At 50.6% G+C, this 23,909-nt stretch carries 23 protein-coding genes; 18 read left to right on the forward strand and 5 right to left on the reverse strand.

Annotated features, from left to right (window positions below; translation table 11 throughout):
• Window positions 1-260: 260 nt before the first annotated feature.
• Window positions 261-452, forward strand: a complete 192-nt coding sequence (locus OCL06_RS03930) for a hypothetical protein (protein ID WP_262992446.1) — start codon at window positions 261-263, stop codon at window positions 450-452.
• Window positions 453-507: 55 nt separating this feature from the next.
• Here the strand turns inward: OCL06_RS03930 and OCL06_RS03935 are convergent, their stop codons facing one another.
• The 3 genes from OCL06_RS03935 to yihG (OCL06_RS03945) are packed head-to-tail and all read right to left on the reverse strand — an operon-like array spanning window position 508 to window position 3,627.
• Entirely contained in the window at window positions 508-1,824 is a 1,317-nt protein-coding gene (locus tag OCL06_RS03935) for a mechanosensitive ion channel family protein (protein ID WP_262992447.1), read from the reverse strand.
• 4 nt (window positions 1,825-1,828) lie between these two features.
• Window positions 1,829-2,722 carry a 1-acylglycerol-3-phosphate O-acyltransferase, YihG family gene (gene yihG / locus OCL06_RS03940; protein WP_262992470.1) on the reverse strand — a complete coding sequence of 298 codons (894 nt, stop codon included), beginning with the start codon at window positions 2,720-2,722 and terminating at the stop codon, window positions 1,829-1,831.
• On the reverse strand, window positions 2,716-3,627 hold the full coding sequence (yihG, locus tag OCL06_RS03945) for a 1-acylglycerol-3-phosphate O-acyltransferase, YihG family (RefSeq protein WP_262992448.1): 912 nt from the start codon (window positions 3,625-3,627) through the stop codon (window positions 2,716-2,718). Before yihG (OCL06_RS03945) ends, yihG (OCL06_RS03940) begins: the two co-directional genes overlap by 7 nt.
• Window positions 3,628-3,729: 102 nt before the next feature.
• Between yihG (OCL06_RS03945) and OCL06_RS03950 the strand changes: the two genes are divergently transcribed.
• The 15 genes from OCL06_RS03950 to OCL06_RS04020 all read left to right on the forward strand — a co-directional run bounded on the left by OCL06_RS03950 (window position 3,730) and on the right by OCL06_RS04020 (window position 19,457).
• Window positions 3,730-4,866 carry an S-(hydroxymethyl)glutathione dehydrogenase/class III alcohol dehydrogenase gene (locus tag OCL06_RS03950; RefSeq protein WP_308445992.1) on the forward strand — a complete coding sequence of 379 codons (1,137 nt, stop codon included), beginning with the start codon at window positions 3,730-3,732 and terminating at the stop codon, window positions 4,864-4,866.
• Complete coding sequence (fghA, locus tag OCL06_RS03955; RefSeq protein ID WP_262992449.1) at window positions 4,866-5,708, forward strand: S-formylglutathione hydrolase; 843 nt, start codon at window positions 4,866-4,868, stop codon at window positions 5,706-5,708. Before OCL06_RS03950 ends, fghA begins: the two co-directional genes overlap by 1 nt.
• A 131-nt stretch (window positions 5,709-5,839) precedes the next feature.
• On the forward strand, window positions 5,840-6,010 hold the full coding sequence (locus OCL06_RS03960) for a DUF6435 family protein (protein ID WP_262992450.1): 171 nt from the start codon (window positions 5,840-5,842) through the stop codon (window positions 6,008-6,010).
• Between the two features lie 148 nt (window positions 6,011-6,158).
• Window positions 6,159-7,550: a diguanylate cyclase gene (locus OCL06_RS03965; protein WP_262992451.1), complete on the forward strand. Its 1,392-nt coding sequence runs from the start codon at window positions 6,159-6,161 to the stop codon at window positions 7,548-7,550.
• Between the two features lie 172 nt (window positions 7,551-7,722).
• A complete protein-coding gene (locus OCL06_RS03970; RefSeq protein WP_262992452.1) occupies window positions 7,723-9,546 on the forward strand; it encodes a DUF885 domain-containing protein in 1,824 nt (607 codons plus the stop codon).
• Between the two features lie 383 nt (window positions 9,547-9,929).
• Window positions 9,930-10,904 (forward strand): tRNA dihydrouridine(20/20a) synthase DusA, encoded by a 975-nt coding sequence (gene dusA / locus OCL06_RS03975; protein ID WP_373318439.1) that lies wholly within the window; start codon window positions 9,930-9,932, stop codon window positions 10,902-10,904.
• A gap of 201 nt (window positions 10,905-11,105) precedes the next feature.
• Window positions 11,106-11,396 carry a hypothetical protein gene (locus OCL06_RS03980; protein WP_262992454.1) on the forward strand — a complete coding sequence of 97 codons (291 nt, stop codon included), beginning with the start codon at window positions 11,106-11,108 and terminating at the stop codon, window positions 11,394-11,396.
• Between the two features lie 550 nt (window positions 11,397-11,946).
• Window positions 11,947-12,618 carry a phage shock protein PspA gene (pspA, locus tag OCL06_RS03985; protein ID WP_262992455.1) on the forward strand — a complete coding sequence of 224 codons (672 nt, stop codon included), beginning with the start codon at window positions 11,947-11,949 and terminating at the stop codon, window positions 12,616-12,618.
• Window positions 12,619-12,672: 54 nt separating this feature from the next.
• Window positions 12,673-12,879 (forward strand): PspC domain-containing protein, encoded by a 207-nt coding sequence (locus OCL06_RS03990; RefSeq protein ID WP_262992456.1) that lies wholly within the window; start codon window positions 12,673-12,675, stop codon window positions 12,877-12,879.
• A complete protein-coding gene (locus OCL06_RS03995) occupies window positions 12,876-13,205 on the forward strand; it encodes a hypothetical protein (protein ID WP_262992457.1) in 330 nt (109 codons plus the stop codon). The genes OCL06_RS03990 and OCL06_RS03995 overlap by 4 nt, the downstream gene beginning before the upstream one ends.
• 101 nt (window positions 13,206-13,306) lie before the next feature.
• Window positions 13,307-14,299, forward strand: coding sequence for a DUF2333 family protein (locus OCL06_RS04000; RefSeq protein WP_262992458.1), 993 nt, complete (start codon window positions 13,307-13,309; stop codon window positions 14,297-14,299).
• Between the two features lie 3 nt (window positions 14,300-14,302).
• Window positions 14,303-15,061 (forward strand): TIGR04219 family outer membrane beta-barrel protein, encoded by a 759-nt coding sequence (locus tag OCL06_RS04005; RefSeq protein WP_262992459.1) that lies wholly within the window; start codon window positions 14,303-14,305, stop codon window positions 15,059-15,061.
• A 112-nt stretch (window positions 15,062-15,173) separates the two neighbouring features.
• Window positions 15,174-17,006, forward strand: coding sequence for an assimilatory sulfite reductase (NADPH) flavoprotein subunit (locus OCL06_RS04010; RefSeq protein WP_262992460.1), 1,833 nt, complete (start codon window positions 15,174-15,176; stop codon window positions 17,004-17,006).
• Entirely contained in the window at window positions 17,006-18,718 is a 1,713-nt protein-coding gene (gene cysI / locus OCL06_RS04015; RefSeq protein WP_262992461.1) for an assimilatory sulfite reductase (NADPH) hemoprotein subunit, read from the forward strand. The genes OCL06_RS04010 and cysI overlap by 1 nt, the downstream gene beginning before the upstream one ends.
• The gene (locus tag OCL06_RS04020; RefSeq protein WP_262992462.1) at window positions 18,711-19,457 is read left to right on the forward strand and encodes a phosphoadenylyl-sulfate reductase; all 747 of its coding nucleotides are present in this window, start codon (window positions 18,711-18,713) and stop codon (window positions 19,455-19,457) included. The genes cysI and OCL06_RS04020 overlap by 8 nt, the downstream gene beginning before the upstream one ends.
• A 22-nt stretch (window positions 19,458-19,479) precedes the next feature.
• Here OCL06_RS04020 and OCL06_RS04025 read toward each other — a convergent pair whose 3' ends face one another.
• Window positions 19,480-20,391 carry a TIGR03899 family protein gene (locus OCL06_RS04025; RefSeq protein WP_262992463.1) on the reverse strand — a complete coding sequence of 304 codons (912 nt, stop codon included), beginning with the start codon at window positions 20,389-20,391 and terminating at the stop codon, window positions 19,480-19,482.
• 134 nt (window positions 20,392-20,525) lie between these two features.
• On the opposite strand from OCL06_RS04025, the gene OCL06_RS04030 reads away from it, so the two are divergent.
• Window positions 20,526-22,769, forward strand: a complete 2,244-nt coding sequence (locus OCL06_RS04030) for a bifunctional diguanylate cyclase/phosphodiesterase (RefSeq protein WP_262992464.1) — start codon at window positions 20,526-20,528, stop codon at window positions 22,767-22,769.
• A 4-nt stretch (window positions 22,770-22,773) separates the two neighbouring features.
• Here the strand turns inward: OCL06_RS04030 and OCL06_RS04035 are convergent, their stop codons facing one another.
• Window positions 22,774-23,364: a uracil-DNA glycosylase family protein gene (locus tag OCL06_RS04035; RefSeq protein ID WP_373318438.1), complete on the reverse strand. Its 591-nt coding sequence runs from the start codon at window positions 23,362-23,364 to the stop codon at window positions 22,774-22,776.
• A 119-nt stretch (window positions 23,365-23,483) separates the two neighbouring features.
• Here OCL06_RS04035 and OCL06_RS04040 point away from each other — a divergent pair, with 119 nt between their 5' ends.
• Window positions 23,484-23,798 (forward strand): pyridine nucleotide transhydrogenase, encoded by a 315-nt coding sequence (locus OCL06_RS04040; protein ID WP_262992465.1) that lies wholly within the window; start codon window positions 23,484-23,486, stop codon window positions 23,796-23,798.
• Window positions 23,799-23,909: the final 111 nt, after the last annotated feature.

A 23,909-nucleotide genomic window follows, 5' to 3' on the forward strand; every position in this document is an offset into this window, starting at 1 on the left:
CTATACTCTCAATACGGGTCATCCTGAATGCGGATAATCAACTAAGAGCAACAGCCAGGCCAAGTAGTAAACTTTCTTTTAAATCATTACTTTAGGCTTTTTTGGGCCTGTGAGTGAATCACATTTAGCGTGAGCATTGAGTGAGTTGATAATTTTTTGGTCAAATTCGCCACTTTTCTCAATAACAATTTTAAGGGTGAGGATATTCAAATTGTTGGCTTTCGTGCATAATACGGCCAGCGAAAAGTAAGGGTTAAAAAATGTCTGATTGGATTAACGCAATTATGTTTGGTGTGATGCTGCTGGCGTTTACACTGGGAGTGAGCTGCATAATTATGGGGTTCCTGTCATCATCGACAGGGCAGAAAGCCATGCAGGAAAAAATTGAGTACGGTTTCTTCGGCGTGTCCGGTCTGGTGCTGTGTATGCTACTGGGCTACGGCTTAAGCTGATATTCCGTAACACATAAAAAAACGGCGCTTAGCGCCGTTTTTTTATGTCCGTAAGTTACTCATCCGGGGTGGCGTGATCACTGTACACCGCAGGGGCTGAATGACCGGAAGCGGGTAAGTAGCCTGCCGAACCCAGGTGACTGTCCCGTTGATACACTTTCAGGTCAAACTGCGGCAACATTGCCAGAATATGGTCAAAGATATCTGCCTGTACCCGCTCGTAGGCCGTCCATTCCTTATCCACACAAAAACAATACACTTCCAGGGGCAGCCCCAGCTCATTAGGGGGTAACTGACGCACCATCAAAGTAAGTGACTGGTTTACTCTGGGATGCTTGCTCAGATACGCCTCCAGATAGGCCCGAAATGTACCTATGTTGGTCAGCTTGCGGTTGTTCAGCAGGTCGGTTTCGTCAATGGAATAATCGCGATGGTAGGCACGCAACTCATTGAGCTTCTTATCTATGTAATCGGAGATGTAGCGGATTTTTGAAAACCTGTCCAGCATGTCCTGACTGCATAAATGGATAGAGTTGATGTCGATGTAAATAGCCCGCTTGATCCGGCGTCCGCCCGACTCCTGCATGCCACGCCAGTTTTTCACCGCTTCATTAGTCAGGCTGTAAGACGGTAGCGTGGAAATGGTTTTATCCCAGTTCTGCACTTTGACGTTGGTCAGGCCTATTTCCATAATTTCGCCGTCCACTTCGTATTTCGGCATCTGGATCCAGTCACCGGTAGTAAACATGCGGTTGGCAGCAATTTGGATCCCTGCGACAAACCCCATAATGGTGTCGCGAAAAATCAGCAGCAGTACGGCGGCCAGTGCCGTCAGACCTGACACAATGATCAGGGGGCTGCGCTCGATAATCAGGGAAATACTCAACAACAGTACCAGTATTGAGAAGCCCAGTTTCGCCACCTGAACAAACCCGGTTATCGACGCTTTGCGGGATAAATGCGACTCGTTGTAAATATCTTCCAGCGTGTTAAGTAAGGCGTAGAGGGCCAGTAGCGCCGAGAACAACATATAGAGTTGCGAGCCTTTCAGTAGCAGCCCATGTAACACGGTGTCGTCGTTGATCAGTACCGGGGTCACCATGAAAATCCATATGGCGGGCACCAAATGCATCAGCCGCTTAAAAAAGCCATGATCCAGCAGGGCATTATCCCATTTCGTTTTGGTGCGCTTTATCCATAACGCAATTTGCGCACGCAGAAATACTCTGGCTAATAACCAGAATATGAGCGCCGCAATAACAATGAAACCCAGTGCCAGCGCGTTGTAAAGTGGATCTTCGGTAGTCAGGCCGGGAAATACATCCTTTACAGTATGAATAAAGGTATCTCGAATGGATGTGGCGATTTGCACAGTATTATTGCCCCAGTATTTGTGATATTCGGTTATCTTTCTCGGTCCACAGGCGATTTAACCAGCCCTGGAAACGTACCCGGAAGTCTTGTACATCTGCAGCCACCTGGGGTGCAGGGTCGGGCACGTCCATTACCGTAACATCTATTACTATACGGGTCATTCGACCGCTGAGCATGGCCATCATGGGGTGGCGGTTACTGCCGGGATACAACAGCGACACATCCAGTACGTTGGTAAACAACTCTCCCATGGTGCTTAACGTAAAGGCGACGCCGCCCGCTCTCGGTGGCAGCAAGTACCGGTAAGGGCTTACCTTACTGGCGTGTTTCTTAGTGGTAAAGCGAGTGCCTTCCACAAAGTTAATGACAGTGGTGGGTGTGGTTCTGAACTTCTGACAGTACTGACGGGTCGTTTCCAGGTCCTTGCCCTTCTTGTGGGGATATTTTTCGACGTAGGCCCGTGAATAACGTCGCATAAAGGGCATATCCAGCGCCCAGGCACCGAGCCCGACAAACGGCAGCCAGATAAGCTCTTGCTTGAGGAAAAACTTCGGCGCCGGAATTCGCGGGGCGGCGAAATCAATCAACAAGATAATGTCCAGGTAACTCAGATGATTCGCTACAATCAGATACCAGCTCTGCTTTGACAGGTTGCCATGTACCCGATAGTCAAACTCCACGTTATTGAACAGGCGAATAAAGGCCACGCTGACTTTGCCGAAACAGAACATGAACCCATGCATGATATTCAGCAATGCGTGGCGAAATCCCGCATGGGGAACGATAAGCTTTACCAGACCTAACAGGATAATGAGACCACCCCACCAGGCCAGATTCAGGATCTGCAAGGCCGTATGCAGGATAAAAATGAAGGGCGTTAGTATTGCGTTCATAATGATTGCTTAGACTCAAAGGAAGCAAGAAGCGAATCTTTGTGTTCCCAACGAGCATTCAGCCAACGCTGAAATTCGCTGCGATTTTCGGGGTCGCTGAAGTACTCCGGACTGAACACGCCGCCGTGCACGATATCCTGCATGGGGGTGACGGCAATATTTACCCGAATATCTTTTACCCGGCCACATACGAAGTCCCAGAACGTGGGTACGCCGTCCGGATAGTGGATGGTGACATCAAGTAACTTGTGTAGTTGATTGCCCATGGCACTCAGCACAAAAGCGATCCCGCCGGCTTTCGGTTTTAATAAGTGGTTAAAGGGCGATTGCTGACGTTTGTGCTTTTCGGGCGTAAAGCGGGTGCCTTCCACAAAATTCATTATGCTCACAGGCTTAAAGCGGAATTTCTCACAGGCCCGCCGGGTGGTTTCCATATCCTTGCCTTTCAGGTGAGGATTTTTTGCCAGAAACGATTTGCTATACCGGCGCATAAAAGGGAAATCCAGCGCCCACCACGCCAAACCGAGTACAGGTACCCAGATGAGCTGTTGTTTAAGAAAAAATTTAAGAAACGGAATACGACGGTTAAATACCCGCTGTAACACGAGAATATCCACCCACGACTGATGGTTGGCAATGACCAGATACCAGTCCTGTGACGATAACCCGCTAAGGCCATTAACATGCCAGCGCGTTGAACTGGTCAGCCGCTGGTTAAGATTATTTACGCCGATCCAGCCAGTGGCACACGCATCCAACAGATACGTGATGAATTTACGCCACGGGGCAACAGGGATCAGCTTAAAAAATGATAATATGAATACCGGTATACACCAGAGTATAGTGTTCACAAAGTACAGCAGAACCGACAGGCTGCCGACAATATTATGGCCCAAATTTTTCAGCATTGTGCTTCACCTCAAAAATTAGGTGGTTAGTGTAAACGAACTTGATCCAAAAGCCGATAGACCCTTTACTGAACCCACTAACACATATCCCGGAGATAACGAATGGAAGGACAAACAATCACCTGCAACGCGGCAGTTGCCTGGGCAGCAGGTAAACCTTTATCGATCGAAAAAGTGGACGTAGCGCCACCTAAAGCCGGCGAAGTCAGAATTAAAGTGATGGCCTCAGGGGTCTGTCATACTGATGCGTTCACGCTTTCAGGCGAAGATCCTGAAGGGATTTTTCCCAGCATCCTGGGCCATGAAGGCGGCGGCATCGTTGAATCCGTGGGCGAAGGCGTAACCAGCGTCAAAGTAGGCGATCACGTGATCCCGCTGTATACCCCGGAATGTGGCGAGTGTAAATTCTGTAAATCGGGCAAAACCAACCTGTGCGGAAAGATCCGCGAGACCCAGGGCAAAGGTCTGATGCCAGACGGCACGACTCGCTTCAGTAAAGATGGCGAGCCGATTTACCATTACATGGGCACCTCCACATTTGCTGAGTATACGGTATTACCCGAAATTTCTTTAGCAAAGGTCAACCCGGCAGCGCCGCTGGAAGAAGTGTGCCTGCTGGGCTGCGGCGTCACCACCGGCATGGGCGCGGTACTGAATACCGCCAAGGTAGAAGAGGGTGACACGGTGGCCATATTCGGGCTGGGCGGGATTGGTCTGTCGGCCATTATTGGCGCCGTGATGGCGAAAGCCAGCCGCATTCTTGCCATTGACATTAACCCGGATAAATTTGAGCTGGCCAAACAGCTTGGTGCCACCGACGTAATTAACCCCAAAGACTATGATAAGCCGATTCAGGAAGTTATCGTTGAGATGACTGACGGCGGCGTGGACTATTCGTTTGAGTGTATTGGCAACGTCAACGTAATGCGCTCAGCGCTGGAGTGCTGTCATAAAGGCTGGGGTGAGTCGGTCATTATCGGGGTCGCTGGTGCCGGGCAGGAAATTTCCACGCGCCCGTTTCAGCTTGTAACCGGCCGGGTCTGGCGCGGTACCGCATTCGGTGGCGTAAAAGGGCGTTCGGAATTGCCGGGAATGGTAGAGCAATATCTCAACGGAGACATTCCCCTGAAAACATTTATTACCCACAAGATGCCGTTAGGTGATATCAACGAAGCATTCGACCTGATGCATGAGGGTAAGAGTATTCGCAGCGTGGTGTTATTTGACGAGGCAAAGTAATGGAATTACTCAGTGAAAACAGGGCGTTTGGCGGCCGTCATTGCCGCTATCGCCATCGTTCAACGGTGAATAACTGCGATATGACATTTGCGGTATATTTGCCGCCGTTCGCGACTGCAGACAACCCCGTACCGGTGCTGTACTGGTTGTCCGGCTTAACCTGCACTGATGAAAATTTTATGCAGAAAGCCGGAGCCATGAAAATAGCGGCTGAGTTGGGTATGGCCATTGTGGCCCCGGATACCAGTCCCCGCGGAGAAGGGGTGCCTGACGATCCGGAGGGCGCCTATGACATGGGGCAGGGAGCGGGCTTTTATGTCAATGCCACCCAATCGCCCTGGCAGGATCACTACCAGATGTACGACTATGTTACCAGTGAGTTACCCGCGCTGGTGGAAGCAGAGTTGCCAGTCACCGGCGAACGGGCAATCAGTGGTCACTCCATGGGGGGCCATGGCGCCCTGGTGATTGGTTTGCGCAACCCTAACCGGTACGTTTCTGTATCGGCGTTTAGCCCGGTGGCCAACCCGACGGACTGCCCCTGGGGGCAAAAAGCGTTTTCGCACTACCTGGGCGACGATAAATCCAGCTGGCAGGCCTACGACGCCGCCGCCCTGCTGGCAGAAAAGACCCATTATGTGCCGCTGCTGGTGGAGCAAGGTCGTGCCGACCAGTTCTTAACTGAGCAGCTGAAGCCTAAGGCCCTGGTTAATGCCGCACAGAAATCTGACACACCGCTGACGTTAAACATGCATGAAGGGTACGATCACAGTTACTTTTTCATCACGTCGTTTATTGACGAGCATCTGCAGTTTCATGCCAGCCATCTAGGGTTGATTTAATCTCACACAGACACCTTTCACAGTGTTCCTGCCTTAAATGTGCAGGGGCATTGTGACAAAGGTTTAATCCAACAGTGTGATCACCACGGTGCCGTCTCCGTTTAACAGGATCTACTTACCGGGAGTCCTCTATGTTCGGATTATTTAAGCGTAACCCCACTAAAAAACTCAGAAAACAGTATGACAGCCTCTTAGAGCAGGCCATGCATGCTCAACGCAATGGCGATATCAAAACCTATTCTATGCTCACAGCCGATGCGGAGGCATTGTGGGCGAAAATAGAGACGGCGGAAGACAGATAAACACCCCGAGGAGAGATGCACTAAGAGTGCAAAAGCCAGACGTTTCATCCCTTAAAATTTCCCGAGCAGGTCACACAGGCTTTGCTATGCTTATAAGCATATAACCATAATGCAGGCAGGTGGCAGTCCACTTGCGGGAGCCTGGTCGGTGTCTTCAATTGAAGGTCTGGATATTCGCAAGATCCTGGAACATGCCCATGTCGGGGTGGTTATCCATCGCGCCGACACCTCTATCATTTACGCCAACCCCGCAGCGCTTAAGCTACTTCAGCTGGAATACCAGGAGATCATCGGCGCTGATGCCTACGACCCGAAGTGGCACTTTATTGATGAAAGCGGCTGTCCCCTGAACCTTGACGATTATCCGGTGAACCGGGTTCAGAAAACGGGGACTAATATCGACAATGAGATAATGGGCATGGTAGATGCTGGCGGCCAGGATATCAGCTGGTTTATGGTGAACGCCTATATGGAGGGGCGGCCCGGAGCCGATTCATGTTTTGTAGTGGTGACATTCTCTGACGTGACCGCCACGGTAAAACCCTTTTCTGCGGAGGATATTTTAGAGAACGCCCAGGATGTAATAATCGTGACCGAAGCAGACGATATTGACTATCCCAACGGTCCCCGCATTGTGTACGTTAACAAAGCTTTCGAGCAACTGACCGGTTACAGTAAAGACGAGGTTCTGGGCGAAACGCCGCGCATCTTACAAGGCTCACTTACTGATAAGGAGGCCCGCAAGAAAATTCGTTCGGCGTTACAAAAGAAGCAGGCTATTACGCAGACCTTACTGAATTATGGCCGCAATGGTCGCCCCTACTGGATGGAAATGAATATCCTGCCGCTGACTAACCGGCATGGCACCGTCACCCATTTCGCCGCCATTCAGCGTGACGTCTCACAAATCAAGTTTCAGCAAGAGCAGTTAGAAAACCGCAATCGGGACTTGCGTGCGCTCAAGGTAAGTCTTGAGCAGAAGGTAAAGGAGCGGACGCTGTCACTCCAGCATGCCACCCGAAAGCTGGAAAAGCTGGCGTATTTCGACTCCCTTACCGAACTGCCTAACCGGCGCTTTTTTTCGGTACAGCTTGAGAAGCAAATAAAATCCTGCTCAAGGCGCAAAGCCTTGATTGCGTTTGGCCTCCTGGATATCGATAACTTCAAAAAGGTCAATGACACCCGCGGGCATACGGCGGGAGATAAAGTGCTGCAAGCTGTCGCTGCCAGCTTATGCAACTCGCTGCGTGGCGAAGATGTGGTATGCCGTTACGGCGGTGAAGAATTTGCGTTCGCGCTATCGGTTGCTAATGAACAGGAAGTGAAAGCGGCCTGTGAAAGAGTCATAGAAGGGATCCGGACAATGCAGGTGCCGGGTGCGGGCGACGCACTGGCAATAACCGCCAGTATGGGCGTCACCTACATGAAATGTGACGAGCATGCTAATGAAGCCGACCTCTGCCGGCGGGCTGATGAGTTAATGTACGAAGCCAAGAGGGCAGGCAAAAACCGTTATCTGCTTGAGCCATTAGACCAATAATCTGCAGTTCTTGCTACGTCTGGAGCAGGTGTAATACCCCCTTTTTCCTCGCTGACACTTTTTCTTACAGACTTCCTGCGCCCAGGCCGTGTTAATGCATCGACGCTGGCGAGCCAATAGGCTACATTTTACCGGTTAAAAAATAATAAACTGACCGATCAGGGAGAAATTTGTGAAGGTATTTAAAGCGTTACTATTAAGTGCGGCGGTGGCCACTGCACTAACCGGCCCCGTAACAGCACAGCCACAGTCTGACACTACAGGCAGTGTCGCGGCTAAACAGCAAAGCGAACATGACCAGCTGTTTGCCCTGTTTGCGGCAGCCAATGAACGTGAGCTGGCACTTAACCCTATTTCCGGCTTATTCAGGGGCGATATGCGTCGTGCCGACCGGCTGGGTGATTATCTGACTGACGCGCATACCATTGCCATCCGCACCAATACACTGCTGAATTTGTCAGAGCTGGAAAAAATTGACCGTACTCAACTCAATGACACCGATAAGCTGGCTTACGATGTGTTTGAGTACAATCAGCAAAAACAGCTGAAAGGCACCAGCGAGGAAATCCTTGCCCTGACCGAAGTGCGCCCGGTGAACCATTTCAGTGGTTTCCATACGTTCTACCCCACCTTCGCCAGTGGCAAAGGCGCGGCCCCTTTCAATACCATCGAAGATTATGAGAACAACCTGTCCCGCCACCAGGACTACATCGACATCAGCGAGCGGGCCATTGACAAGTTCCGCGAAGGCATGGAAACCGGTGTGCTGGAAACCAAGCTGACCATTGACCGGGTTATCCAGCAATTTGATACCCAACTGGCCATCCCTCTGAAAGAGTCGCAATTCTGGGGGCCGGTGACACAGTTCCCGGACAGTTTTACCGATGAGCAGAAAGCCCGTCTGACAAAAGAGTATCTGGCTGCGACTAAAGCCATTTATGCATCTACCGAGCGCATGCGTGACTTTTTGCGAGATGAGTATTTACCGGTTGCCCGTGAGAGCATAGGCCTAAGTCAGATGAAAGGTGGCGATAAGCTGTATAGCCACCTTATTGAAAACACCACTACTTTACCGTTAACCGCAGACTACCTGCATGAATTAGGTATGCAGGAAGTGGAGCGAATTAAAGCCGGCATGCTGGAAATTATGGATGAAGTGGAGTTTGAGGGCAGCCTGAACGAGTTTTTTGACTACGTGCGCACCGATCCTAAATTCAAGCCGGAGAGCCGGGAGGCACTGACTGAGTCCTATTATCGTATAGGCCGTGAGGTGGATGAGAAAATTGAGGACTACTTTTCCTTGCTGCCTGAAACTGACCTGGAGATTAAACCTTACGATCCGGCCATTGAACAGTTCAGCGCTGGAGGCTCCTACCAGCGCGGCACGCCAGACGGATCGCGTCCCGGCACGTTTTATTTTAACGCCTATGACTTACCCAGTCGTCTGACTACCGGCAACGTGACGCTGTACCTTCACGAAGGCGCGCCGGGTCACCATTTCCAGATCAGTCTGGCGCAGGAAAATGAAGACCTGCCTGCATTTATGCGCTTTGGTGGGAATAACGCTTACGTAGAAGGGTGGGCGTTATATTCGGAAACCCTGGGTTATGAAATGGGCTTCTTTGATGATCCCTGGAACCGTTATGGGACGTTACAGGACGAACAGTTACGGGCAATGCGTCTGGTCGTCGACACCGGCATCCATGCGAAAGGGTGGACCCGGGAGCAGGCTATCGACTTTATGCTGGAAAACTCGGGTATGACCCGCACTGAGGTAGTGGCCGAGGTCGAGCGTTATATTGCCATACCGTCACAGGCGCTGGGATATAAAGTTGGAGCACTGAAGATACAAGAATTACGTCAACAGGCCGAAGAAGAGTTAGGTGACGATTTTGATATCAAAGCCTTCCATGCCCAGGTACTGGGAACCGGCGCCTTGCCGTTGCCAATTCTGGAAGAAAAAATTGAACGCTGGATTGCCAGCGAAAAAAGCTAACAGTAATTAGTGCTTTGCAGAAACCAGCAGCGCCGTGACCGGCCTGTTGGTTTCGACAATAAGTGCTCACTTTCAATCACATCCCACTTAAAAGCAGTTCACCTCCCCGCACCTACCTCATTCTTAACATGATATTCCGTTTTTTTGTTCCGCTGTGGTTATGGTAAAATCGCCGCTTATCTGAACGCCATTAGGCGTAAATAGTAGAAACGTCATATTCCGCATGCTGTTATTAAGGCCTTCACCTGAAGGCAGGATAATACGCACTGCTGAAAGTTGATCTTGTCATATTTGCCAGAGAGACGATGTAAGTGTCTGACCTAAATAACATTGCGCCTAATCATTCCAGTCCAGTTATCGACAGGCGTTTCTCCGTCGCGCCAATGCTGGATTGGACAGATCAACACTGTCGATACTTCTTGCGCCTTATATCCAGTCACGCGTTGCTGTATACCGAAATGGTGACGACCGGAGCGCTTATTTATGGCAAGGGTGATTATCTGGCGTTCAACGAAGAAGAACACCCGGTCGCCTTACAACTGGGTGGCAGTACTGCCGATGACATGGCGCGCTGCGCCGAAATGGCGCAAGCGCGGGGCTACGATGAAGTCAATATCAATGTGGGCTGTCCGTCAGATCGGGTTAAAAACGGTCGCTTCGGCGCCTGTCTGATGGCTGAGCCGGAACTGGTGGCAGCGTCAGTAAAAGCTATGCAGGCCGTGGTTGATATTCCCGTCACCGTGAAATGCCGGATAGGGATAGACGACATGGACGAATACGCGGATTTTGCCCGCTTTATCGATATTGTCGCTGATGCCGGTTGCGATACTTTTATTGTGCATGCCCGCAAGGCCTGGTTACAGGGGTTGAGCCCGAAAGAAAACCGGGAAATACCGCCGCTCAATTATCCCCGGGTTCATCAGCTGAAAGCCTCTCACCCGGAGTTGTCGATTAGCATTAATGGTGGTATTAAAACCCTTGATGAAGCCGCCAGTCAGCTAGCCCATGTCGATGGCGTCATGATGGGTCGGGAGGCCTATGCGAATCCTTACTTGCTGGCCGATGTGGACAACACGCTGTTCGGCGCCAATACTCAGGCGCCTTCCCGCGAGCAGATAGTGTATGCCATGCAGGCCTATATTGAGCGCCAAACGGATCAGTGGTTTAAGCCCTGGCACGCGGCCCGTCATATGCTGGGGCTGTTTCAGGGACAAGCTGGCGGCCGCATATGGCGGCGTTACCTGAGCCAGAATGGTACCGGCAAAAATCCGGATCCCAACTTGCTCATCAATGGGTTAGATGCAGTCTTAACCGCGCAGGCTAATGTGAAGACGTTTAACGAATCGAAGGTTGGTTAAAACCGCGAATCTAATTGGTCAAAAAAGCTACATTTTAATTGTCAGGCCGTCCCGGTGGCGGCCAAGTATTTTTCACCCTTCTTAAAAACCCTTTTGAATCAGTATGATAGTTTTTTATCACTGGTTGGCACACCTCTGGCAATAGCAATACTGTCGCATCAACACTGGGTTGTTGCACTCACGGAAGTCAGAGGGAAACACATGAAAACGCAATCAGTAATTTTAGCTTCACTTCTCACGGCAGCATCATTCAGCGCGCCCGTTACTGCGCAGGAAATATCGTTAGAAGAGTTTGTTGGCCGGTTAATGAGCCAGGCTGTGGATGTAACCCGCCACGAAATTAACATGAGTGTCCAACAGGTGGTGGCTAATACCGCCCATATGTTTGACTTAGACGGCACGCTACCTGGTGGTTCAGTATCGGTGACAGACCTTGCGCAAAGCATGCGTGACGAACAAAAGGCCGCCGTGTCAGCCAGCGCGTCAGAGTAGCCGCGTATGATTCAGCAATTCAGTGTGCTGCTGATCATGCTTATGCCAGTGTTGTCTTTTGCAGTGGGGGCGTTGTTATTCACCACTCGTAGTATGCGACGGCTGCTACAGCGTCGACCCCCCAAGGCTGGTTCTTCAAACAAACTGCTTTAAAGTAGATAACGTTCATCTTGTTATCTGCTTTCTCTTTTTCTACCACCCGGTTTATTTCCCCTCTGTAACGCCTTAATCATCCCACTGGGTAGTGTGCACGCTAGATGCTTCCCCATATTGACTACCCCATTCAGATACTCACTAACGTGCCTGCGCGTCGGTATCGCGCCAATCCTGCTCTGTCACTAAACACCCAGTGGCGAAAAAGACAAACCGGGTTAGTCAAATTCACTACTTATCATTGTCTAGCTCACAAATTATACCGACTGTTTAAGCGGTTTTTTAATAATTTCAATTAAAAACAACAAGTTAAAAATATGGCACAGGTGTTGTAATAACCAAATAACTTTCACTAATTCACTACGTGAAAATTTACAGGTAAACACAGGAGATGGTTATGGGCATGTTTTCAAGAATGACAGACATTGTGCAGGCTAATATTAACGCCATGCTGGATAAAGCCGAAGATCCGGAAAAAGTGATTCGTCTGATTATCCAGGAAATGGAAGAAACGCTGGTGGAGATTCGTTCGGAAGCGGCGAAGTTCCTGGCAGAACAGAAACATTTAGATCGTCAGCTACAGCGGGTGAATAAAGAAGTCACCGGTTGGCAGGAAAAAGCGCAACTCGCCATTGATAAAGATAAAGAGACCCTGGCCCGGGCGGCGCTCGCAGAAAAACAGCGTTACGCTCAGCAGGCCGAGTCACTGCAACAACAACACGATACTATCAGTGAGTCATTGGCGCAGCTGCAGGGTGATACCGGTCGGCTGAACGAAAAACTGGCCGAAGCGAAAGCGAAACAAAAGGCCATGGTGACACGTCAACATTCTGCATCAGTGCGGCTCAAAGTTAAGGCGGTAGAGCATAGCGATAAGATAAACCACGCTATGGCGCGCTTCGACCAGTACGAGCAACGTATTGACCAGCTCGAAGCACAGGTGGATGCATATGAGTTTACCGGCTCTGCTACACAGCCTCATTCACTGGATGCGCAGTTCCGTGCGCTGGAAGAGAATGATGCCATCGAGCGCGAACTCAACGCCATGAAGAAAAATAAAGCGGCCTAACTGATGTCAGATCCGTCCGCCTGAGGCGGACGGCCCTTTACCAGGAGAAGATGTATGAAAATTCCCAGTTCACAAAAGCGAATTTACCGTGATTTGGATAATGCAGTAATTGCCGGTGTGTGCGCTGGCGTTGCCCGCTATCTGGACATTGATTCGGTGTGGGTGCGCGGCGCGGCCATTGTATCCTTGTTTGTTATGCCTACTCTTGCCGTGCTGGCTTACCTGGCGGCAGTGTTTCTTCTGCCAAGGTGGTCACTATGAAGCAGTTTATTATTGCGGTTGTGCTAGGGCTTATCCTGATAAACTGTTTCGGCTCAATGCTTGGCGACTGGCTGGGATTTCATATTATGCTGGGCAATGAATACCTGTCACCCTGGGAGAATATCGTCGCGCTGTCTATAATAGCCGTTGTCTTTGTTATTGTAGGCTTTATAGTAGCGGTTAGTCTGGCAGGTACCTTAATTGTTGGTGCGCTGGCAGCGCTAGTAGCCTTATTTGTGGTGGGCGTAAGCGCATTCTGGCCCATCCTGCTGTTAGCCGGCATTGTATACGCATTACGCCGACGACCGCATGCGCTGACAGATTAGCCGGACCAGCCGGCGACTTTCACAGGCCGTATCATCGCCTGCACCTACTTGGCCTTCGCAATAGCGAAGGCTGTTGTTTTAGAAGCATTATCGGGGAATCTATGAAACAGTATCTGAATCTGAAATGGATTGGTGTGGGCGCAGTTGTTCTGTTTGTACTGCTTTGGTTACTGGGTATGTATTGGAGCAGCGAACCCGATACGTTCAGTGTGGAAGCCAGAGTGGAGGTCGCGTCTGAAGGCTTCGATCATCAGCGGGTAGCCGGGTATACCATGACCACGGCCCTTATTGAAGTGAGTGACACACTGTTGACCAAGCGGGGTGGCTACCTCGCCAATGATGTCATCCCCCCCAGTGTGTTTCTCGACAACATGCCGGCCTGGGAGTTTGGTGTACTGGAAATGGTACGGGATTTATCCCGCAGTATGCGCAACGATTTCAGCCGTTCACAGTCCCAGTCAATTGAAAACAGTGCTCTGGCGAAGGCACAACCGAAGTTTAACCTGGATCACCGGGAATGGATTTTTCCGGCTGCTGAGTCGAGTTACCGGGAAGGCATCGAACTGTTAATTGAGTATCGTCAGCAGTTAGTAAAGCGCAGTGACAGCGACAGTCAGTTTTACACCCGTGCCGATAACCTGCGGGATTGGCTGAAGCAAATAGAAAAACGCCTGGGCAGTTATTCTCAGCGCCTGAGCGCCAGTGTCGGCTCTACCAGACTTAATACTGATCTGGCGGGGTCGCCCGGGGCACGCCAGTCGACGCCGGTGGCAGAACAACGGGTGGTCAAAACCAGTTGGTGGCAACTGGATGACAATTTCTATGAAGCCCGCGGCGCGACCTGGGCATTGTTGCACTTTCTCAAAGCCGTAGAAATCGAGTTCGCAGATGTGCTGGAAGATAAAAATGCACGGGTTAGTCTGCAACAAATCATTCGTGAACTGGAAGCTACCCAGCAAACAGTATGGAGTCCCATGATACTGAACGGGGGCGGCTTTGGTATGCTTGCTAATCACTCGTTAGTAATGGCGAACTATATTTCACGGGCAAACGCTGCTCTAATTGAACTTTCGGAACTACTCAACCAAGGATAATCAATGAAAAAATGTCTGATCGCGGCCACGCTGGGCTGCGCGTTTTTTGCTTCTACCGCCACTGCCGACACTATTGCAGGCGTCTACGTGGGTGTGCAGGGCTGGAATATGGATACCACCGGGAGCTTTTCAGACTCTTCTTCGAATAACGGTAACTTTAACTTTGATGATGAAACTAATGGCGCCGCATACATTGCGCTGGAGCACCCGGTGCCGTTTCTGCCGAACGTAAAAGTTAATCATACAGATATGGCGACCGCCGGTACTACCCGTCTGAACAGCAGCTTTACGTTTGACGGCAACCTGTACACCACGCAAAGCGATGTTTATACAGACGCTGATATTGTGGCTACCGACGTTATTTTTTATTACGAGCTGTTCGACAATGATCTGATCAGTTTCGATGTGGGCCTGAACGGCAAGTATGTTGACGGCACCCTGATTGTTGAAGACAGAGACAGCAACACCCGCGGCGAACAAGACTTCTCCGGCGTGATCCCAATGGTGTATTCACGGGTACAGGTAGGGTTACCGTTCACTGGCCTGGCGGCGTATGCAGAAGGTAGCTATCTGAGTATTGATGATCACACGGTGAGCGATTATCAGGTAGCGATTGCGTATTCATTTATTGAAAGCCTGGCAGTGGACATGACCTTGCAATTAGGCTATCGAAATGCGCAAGTAGACATTGAAGATCTTGACGATGTGTATGCCGATCTGGAGTACGATGGTGTGTTTGCCGGCCTGGAAATGCACTTTTAATTGTTAAACCGAAAGGTTTAAGCACATTCGGTAATAAAAAAGTTAGATTTATTCTTTTCTCTTCGTACATAAACTCGTTAGCCTTAGCGCATCGAATTAAGGCTAATGAGTTATGTCAGACAAAACCAATCAACAAGCAGTACCCGGTGCGGTTCTCAGCGAACAGCAGTGGAACGGGATCACCCAGGCAATTGCCGGGCTCAATAAAGATCAGCTTACCTGGGTAAGCGGATATATTGCCGGCATGGCAGCAGGGCAGGGCGGCGCAAGTGCGGCACCTGGCGTAGCAGCTGCCGCCCCGGAGGTGGCCAATGATAATGTACTGACGATTCTCTACGGTTCTCAGACCGGCAACTCAAAGCATCTGGCGCAGGCTTTTCAGGCTAAAGCGGAAGAGGCCGGCTATACCAGTAAGCTGGTAAGCATGGCTGACTACAAACCCAGAAGTATCAAAAACGAATCACATCTGGCAGTGTTTGTGAGCACCCACGGCGAAGGCGACGCGCCGGACGACGCCATTGAATTGCACGAATTCCTCGACAGTAAAAAGGCCCCTAAATTATCTTCGCTAAAATATGGCGTATTAGGGCTGGGCGATACCAGCTATGAATTTTTCTGCCAGACCGGTAAAGACTTTGATGCACGCTTAGCCAAACTGGGCGGCACTGCGGTAATTCCACGGGCAGACTGTGATGTCGATTATGAGGCGCAGGCCGAGGCCTGGACTGCCGAATTCATCAGCGCACTGAAAGATGACTTTGGTAAAGGCAGTGCCGCCACCTCGGTAGCCGCACAAACGGGCGCGGCCGCACAGACCCTTGGCGCAAGCTCTACGTATACCAAGAAAGCCCCGTTTAAAGCGGAGCTGTTGGATGCTCAGAAAATCACTGGTCGTGACTCGGTAAAAGATATCCGTCACATTGAGATCAGTCTGGAAGATTCAGGTATCACCTATCAGCCGGGCGATGCGCTGGGTGTATGGTTCCTTAATTCTCCGGCGCTGGTAACGGCGTTTTTGGAAGAGTTATCCCTGAACGGCGATGAACAGGTTTCACTGGGCGATGACACGCTGTCACTGAGTGACGCCTTGTCACGCAAGCTTGAGCTCACCTTAAGCTACCCTAATTTCGTTAAGGCCTATCAAGCTGCCACCGGCTCTGAGTCACTGGCCAAACTGATGGAAGACAAAGCGACGCTGCGCACCTATATGGCCGAACGCCAGTTAATTGATATTGTGCGTGACCATCCCGGAAAGATATCAGCGCAGGCATTGGTCGATGCCATGCGTCCGCTGACTCCACGACTGTACTCTATTGCATCGAGCCAGGCCGAGGTTGAAGACGAAGTACATCTGACAGTAGCTCACGTTGACTACGAAGCCTTTGGCCACCGTCATCAGGGTGGGGCATCGGGCTTCCTGTGTGAGCATCTGGAAGAAGGTGGTGAGGTAGAAGTATTTGTTGAAAATAACGATAACTTCCGGCTCCCGGATAATCCGGATACACCGGTAATCATGGTAGGCCCGGGTACCGGTATTGCCCCGTTCCGTGCCTTTATGCAGGAGCGTGACGCGCAAGGCGCCGAAGGCAAAAACTGGTTATTCTTCGGCAACCCCCATTTCACCCAGGATTTCCTGTATCAGGTGGAATGGCAGGGTTACGTGAAAAGCGGTCTGCTGGATAAGGTCACGCTGGCCTTTTCGCGGGATCAGGAAGAGAAAGTATACGTGCAGCATAAACTCAAAGAGTACGGGAAAGATGTCTTTGAGTGGCTGGAGCAGGGTGCTCATTTCTACGTTTGCGGTGATGCTATGCATATGGCCAAAGATGTGGAAGCTGCGCTGATCGAATTGATTAAAACTCACGGCAATAAGTCAGAAGAAGAAGCGAAAGCCTATGTAGTGGCACTTCGCAAAGCCAAACGTTACCAGAAGGATGTGTATTAATGAGCCAGGATAAAACCCCTTTTGTCGTTGAAGGCAAGCTTTCTGACAACGAGCGCCTGAAGCGCGAAAGCCGACATTTGCGTGGCACCATCGAGCAGGATCTGAAAGACGATCTCACCGGCGGTTTCACTGCTGACAATTTTCAGCTGATCCGATTCCACGGGATGTACCAGCAGGACGATCGGGATATTCGCGCTGAGCGCAGTAAGCAAAAGCTTGAACCGCTGCACAACGTCATGCTGCGGGCGCGGCTGCCGGGTGGTGTCATCACCCCTGAACAATGGCTGGTTATCGACAAGTTTGCTGAAGATCACAGCATTTATGGCAGCATTCGCCTGACTACGCGTCAGACTTTTCAGTTTCACGGGGTGCTTAAGCCTAATATCAAGCTTATGCACCAGACTCTGAATAAAACAGGCATCGACTCTATTGCCACTGCCGGGGATGTAAACCGTAATGTGCTGTGCACATCGAACCCGGTGGAGTCACAGGTGCACGTGGAAGCATGGGAATGGGCCAAGAAAATCAGCGAACACTTGCTGCCGAAAACCCGTGCCTACGCAGAAATCTGGCTGGATGGCGAAAAGGTAGAAAGCACCGAGCAGGAGCCTATCCTGGGTGACACTTATCTGCCACGTAAATTTAAAACCACGGTGGTCATTCCGCCGCAAAACGATGTGGATGTCCACGCCAACGACTTGAATTTCGTCGCGATTGCCGAAAACGGTAAGCTGGTTGGCTTCAACGTGCTGGTGGGCGGCGGTCTGGCGATGACCCACGGTGACCAGTCGACATACCCGCGTAAAGCTGACGACTTTGGCTTCATTAAACTGGAAGACACGTTAGCCGTGGCCGAAGCCGTAGTGACTACCCAGCGTGACTGGGGTAACCGGGTTAACCGTAAGAACGCGAAAACGAAATACACCCTGGAACGGGTTGGCGTAGACAACTTCAAAGCAGAAGTGGAAAAGCGTGCCGGCGTGACGTTTAAGACCAGTAAGCCGTACGAGTTTACCGGTCGCGGCGATCGGTTTGGCTGGGTTGAAGGGATCGACGGCAAGTTTCACCTTACCGTGTTCATCGAAAACGGCCGCATTTTAGATTATCCGGGGAAAACACTGAAAACCGGCTGTGCTGAAATTGCCAAAATTCACCAGGGTGACTTCCGTCTTACCGCTAATCAGAACTTGATCATTGCGGGAGTACCGGCTGATCAGAAAGCGGCAATTGAAGCGCTGGCGAAACGGCATGGTCTGATTCAGCCGGGTGTATCACAGCAGCGGCTGGACTCGATGGCTTGTGTGTCGTTACCGACGTGCCCACTGGCAATGGCGGAAGCCGAGCGGTACCTGCCCGATGCGGTCACCGATATAGAAAACATTTTGTCTAAGCATGGCCTGGCTTCTGACAGTATTATCTTCCGGGTAACCGGTTGCCCTAACGGCTGTGGCCGCGCCATGCTTGCAGAAGTCGGGCTGGTGGGCAAAGGACCGGGCAAGTATAACCTGCATCTGGGCGGTAACCGTGAAGGAACACGTATCCCGCGTATGTACCAGGAGAATATTTCCGAACAGGAAATTCTGGATACCCTGGATGAGTTAGTAGGACGCTGGGCGAAGGAAAGAAACGAACGGGAAGCCTTTGGCGACTATGTGATCCGCGCCGGCATTATTAAGCCGGTAGTTGATTCAGCAAGAGATTTCTATGAGTGATACTGCCACTGCATCCTCATCCGCGTTGTCGCTGACAGTAGACCAGCGCACCCTGGATGAGCTGAATGCCAAGCTCGAAACAATGACCGCGCAACAGCGGGTAGCCTGGGCGCTTGAGCACTTGCCGCAGGAGGCAATTGTCTCTTCCAGCTTTGGGGCGCAGTCTGCGGTTATGCTGCATTTGCTTACCCAGGCCAAGCCGGATATCCCGGTGGTGCTAACCGATACCGGCTATTTGTTTCCGGAAACATACGGGTTCGTGGATAAGCTAACCGACATGCTCGGCCTTAACTTACATGTTTACGGGGCGGATATGTCAGCGGCCTGGCAGGAAGCACGGTTTGGCCGGTTATGGGAGCAAGGGGTCGATGGCATCGAGAAATACAATAAGATGAACAAAGTCGAGCCCATGCAACGCGCATTGCGGGAATTGCAGGCGGGAACCTGGTTTGCGGGGCTGCGTCGAAGTCAGTCTGACAGCCGTGAAAAGTTACCGGTTCTGCAAAAGGTCGGCAATCAGTTCAAAGTGTATCCTATTATTGACTGGTCAAATAAAGACTTACATTTCTATCTGAAAGAACACGGTCTGCCGTATCATCCTTTGTGGGATCAGGGTTATGTGTCGATTGGCGACTGGCATACTACGCAGTCCCTGCAGGAAGGAATGAACGAACAGGACACCCGCTTCTTCGGTCTTAAACGGGAATGTGGGCTACACGAGTTTGGCGACGGTATTTAATGGTGCTGCAGGCGCAGAGCCATTAATTCTGGCTTGGCTGGTCAACGTCAAAGGCAGGCGCTAACAACTCACTGAGGGCTGACAGGTACTGGCTGTTATCCTGTTTACTTACCAGCTTATAAAGTTCAGCGCCGACGGCGGTGAATTTATAATATACCAGTGCCACGCCTGCCCGCCGGGCACTCAGCGTGACACTGGCGTTTCCGCAGCGCCAGTGTGTGGGCTGGCCTGCGGCAAACTCGCCACTTTCAATTTCACTGGCATAAATCAGTTTCATGTCGATGAGCGCCAGCAAGTCAGGATAGGAAAGTCCGTAGGCTGACAAATTCAGCTGGGTAGGGGCGGACGGGGTAAGTAACGACAGCCAGCCTTTGCGCACATGGTAGCCTACTAAAATTCGCGGCACAGCATCCCCCTGGCGCCGGCTCGCAACAGTCACAGCCTTACCGAATAACTTTGCATCGCGCTGCGTCAGTGCCCGTAAGGTTTCCAGGCTCCGTAGCGAAAAGCTGCCCGGATGACTCACCTCAACTGCAAATATTTTACCCCATAGCTCCTGCATGGCCGGCGAGTAGATATTTTCTGCCATTTCCGCAAAGGTATAGAACCAATCCGGGTCCAGTGATTCTGCTTCGCGTTCCGCGACACTCACATTCATGGCTATCGATAACACCGCCTGCAGGTTGCCAATGCGTTGCATATCACGTATTTGCCGTCGGCGTTCGATAATCTGGCGCCGTAGTTTACTGTCGTTCAGCGGCATATCCGGACTAATACCGATACGCGCAAACAAACTCACCATTTTATCTTTTACTGAGGTACCTGTGGGGCCTGGAGAGGGCGAGTTGACAGCCGGAGCCGGCTCTTTTTTGCCAGTATCTGGGGTGTTTACCTTGCCAAGCGCGGCGGTGATACTATCATTAGTAATCTTCATATAGACTTCGTTTTCTAACGCTGGTACAACAAGGCAGTATGCGTAAGTCACACTATTGCATTGCTCCGGTGACTTTGCAATTCATGCATACGCGGGTAGGATGAAGACACTAGCAGTGAGGGTAACCCGAAAATATGTCATCGGCTGATTACGAGAATGATGAACTAACCTTTCTGGATGAAGACAATCATTCGGAAATGGACACGCGGGTTTATAAAACCTGGAATATTCTGATTGTTGACGATGATGAAGAAATTCACACCGTTACGCGTCTTGCCCTGTCCGATTTGATCGTCAGCGACCGCAAACTGAATTTTCTGCATGCGTATTCTGGTAAGCAGGCACAAGACGTATTGCACGAATATGGCCGCGACATCGCTATTATCCTGCTGGATGTGGTGATGGAGACAGACAATGCAGGTTTCGAGGTCGTGGAATACCTGCGCAATACCCTGAATCTCACTGAGCCAAGAATCATTCTGCGTACCGGTCAACCTGGCTATGCACCAGAAGAACATGTCATAAAAAACTATGACATCAATGATTACAAAACGAAAACCGAGCTGACGCGCGGCAAACTGATGACCACCATCATTGCCTCACTCCGTTCCTACCAGCAAATTCTCACTATTAATCAAAGTCGTCTGGGTCTACAGAAAATCATTGCTTCTTCGTCGAACTTGCTTGAAGAGCATTCGATTAAAGGGTTTTGTGAAGGCATCGTTACCCAGATAAGCTCGTTGATTGGATTAGATTCCGAAGGGCTGGTCTGCGCAAAGGCGGGCTCAGTGGTGGATCGCGAGGATGATGGGGTTTATGTGCTGGGCGCGGCAGGTGGTTTTGCAGAGTTTATTAATCAGCCCATCGACAACATTCATAACGAAGATATCGTCGAACACGTAGGTCGGTGCCTGCGTTTAAAAAAGCATATTTACGAACCTAACTGTTCTATTTTGTACATCAGCAGTTCAGGGTTCGAGGCTGCTGTGTACCTGAATGCCAGTAAGACCATCAGTGAAACGGATCGTGACTTACTGCAGGTCTTCCTCGCCAGCATCTCGGTCGGCTACGAAAATGTTTATCTTTTCCACGAACTGCGTAATGCGGCGTTTCGTGATTATCTCACCCGGTTACCCAACCGTAATGAGTTTATCAATATGCTTGACCGAGCGCAGATGCATCAGTTTAAAGAGCCCTGCGTTGCGCTTATCGATGTAAAACATTTCTCTGATATTAACGACGGTCTGGGGCAGGACGCAGGGAACGAGTTACTGCGGGCCATCGCACACCGCATGGAAAATCACTTCGAAGAGTCGGTAATCAAAGCGCGCATCGGCGCGGATGTGTTCGGGTTAATAGGCGAACACAGCCAGGTTAACCCACAGATGATTAACCAGATTTTTCAATCCTCATTCCGGGCTGGTGATAATACGTTGCCAGTGAGTGCGACGGTGGGCCTGTACCGCCTTGAGTCCAAACGTAACGTCGGTCTGGAAATTATCAAGCGCACTAATATTGCCCTCAACCGGGCCAAGAAAAAAACTTCGGACAATTTTGAGTACTACGCAAAGGATATCGAAGATAAAACCGCGTGGCGGTTGAACATGATCCGGCGCTTACGCAACGATTTCGCTGATCGCAAATTACAGCTGTGGTTTCAGCCCCAGATTGATCTTAAAACCGAACAGGTCGTGGGCATGGAAGGCTTATTGCGCTGGCCTGATGGTAATGGCGGCTATATTTCTCCGGCGGAGTTTGTGCCGCTGGCGGAATACTCCGGCTTAATTGTTGATATCGGGCATTGGGTACTGGAAGAATCTTGTCGGCGTATCCGACAACTTACTGAGCAAGGCTACGGCGAATTGCGAGTGGCGGTAAATATTTCTATTCCGCAATTCCGTGACCGCCTGTTCGTAGATAAAGTTAAGGGGGCGTTGGCCGATCAGGGGTGTGATCCCCGCCGTTTAGAGCTGGAAATTACCGAAAGCGTGGTCATGGACGAGCCGCAGATTGTTATCGACGCGCTGCGTACCCTGAAAGAACACGGGGTGGCAATTGCGATTGATGATTTCGGTACCGGATTTTCCTCGATGAGTTACTTACAGCAGTTACCGCTTGACCGCTTAAAGGTAGATCGTTCTTTTGTCAGTGATATTGCGCCGGACAAAAACGCTGTCATTGCCGAGACAATTGTGACTCTGGGCAACAAACTGGGTCTTATCACCATTGCCGAAGGGGTAGAGCGGCGTGAGCAGGCCGAATACATGATTAAGTTAGGTTGCAGCGAGGCTCAGGGCTACCTGTATGCCCGCCCCATGCCTTTTGATGATGTGATGGAATTTCTGCAACAACAGCCATCTGATCGGGCAGCGCCATAACAGGTTAAGCGGGTAGCTGTAGCGCCTGCACTTTTTGTTTGAGCCGGGGGAGCACCCGGGTCTCAAACCAGGGGTTCTTCGCTAACCAGCGGTTATTCCGACCGGAAGGATGCGGAAGTACCATCATTGAGCTGGTAAAAGTAGCCTGGGCATCAACTGCCTGGGTGAGCGTTTTAAATTCTGGCAGGTAGTAGTGCTGCGCATAACGGCCAACCAGTAATGTCAGTGACGGTTGCAGGTAATTCAGCAAGCGATTGTGCCAGGTAGGTGCACACTCTTTGCGGGGCGGCGCATCCGCACCACGCACATAACCGGGAAAGCAAAAGCCCATAGGGATGAGCGCCACGTCGTTCGTGTTGTAAAAGGTATTTCGGTCAATACCAAGCCAGTTGCGCAATCTATCGCCACTGGCGTCATTCCACGGCATACTGGAAGCATGTGCCTTAATACCGGGCGCTTGGCCAATAATTACCAGCGACGCGTCCGCAGAGGCGGCCAGTACTGGGTTGGGCGGATGCGGCAGGTGGTCAGCACATAAAGTGCACTGACGAATTTGGCGCATCAGTGAACTAAAATTTTCTTCTGATTTTGACACAATATTACACGCCTTGTCACATTACTGTCATATTTCTATGATTAACAAATTGATCAGTTCAGCCTCTTCCTGTATATTAAACCATAACAGTAATTAGACTGTCGTACAGGAGAAATGACATGCGTAAAGTAGTATTTGGTCTAGCGATGCTATCCGTTTTTGGTATTGCGCATGCGGAATCTGGCTCTAACCAGCTTTTCGATTGCATGGATGCGAACACGTTCGAAATGAATAACCAATGTATGGCTGACAAAATCAGCAATAACATTCGTTACCGCGACGCACAGCAAGAACTGGTGAATGCAACAAGTGACAACAACGGCGAATACGCCATTGCCACAATGACCTTCGACCAGGAAAAAATGCAAATTGATATCGTGGCCCACCGTGAAGCGTTAAACGCGCTCAATACTCTGGCCGCCAACCGTAAGTAAGCATTTTTAAAACATCCTAAAAAACCGGCAGACTGCCTAATGCCGATCAGTTAAGAATTTAATGATCGGTTGACCGATCTTTTGAAGGGTTCAAAATCCGATATCAGTTTC

Source organism: Alteromonas salexigens, assembly GCF_025628895.1.
GTDB classification, from domain to species: domain Bacteria; phylum Pseudomonadota; class Gammaproteobacteria; order Enterobacterales; family Alteromonadaceae; genus Alteromonas; species Alteromonas salexigens.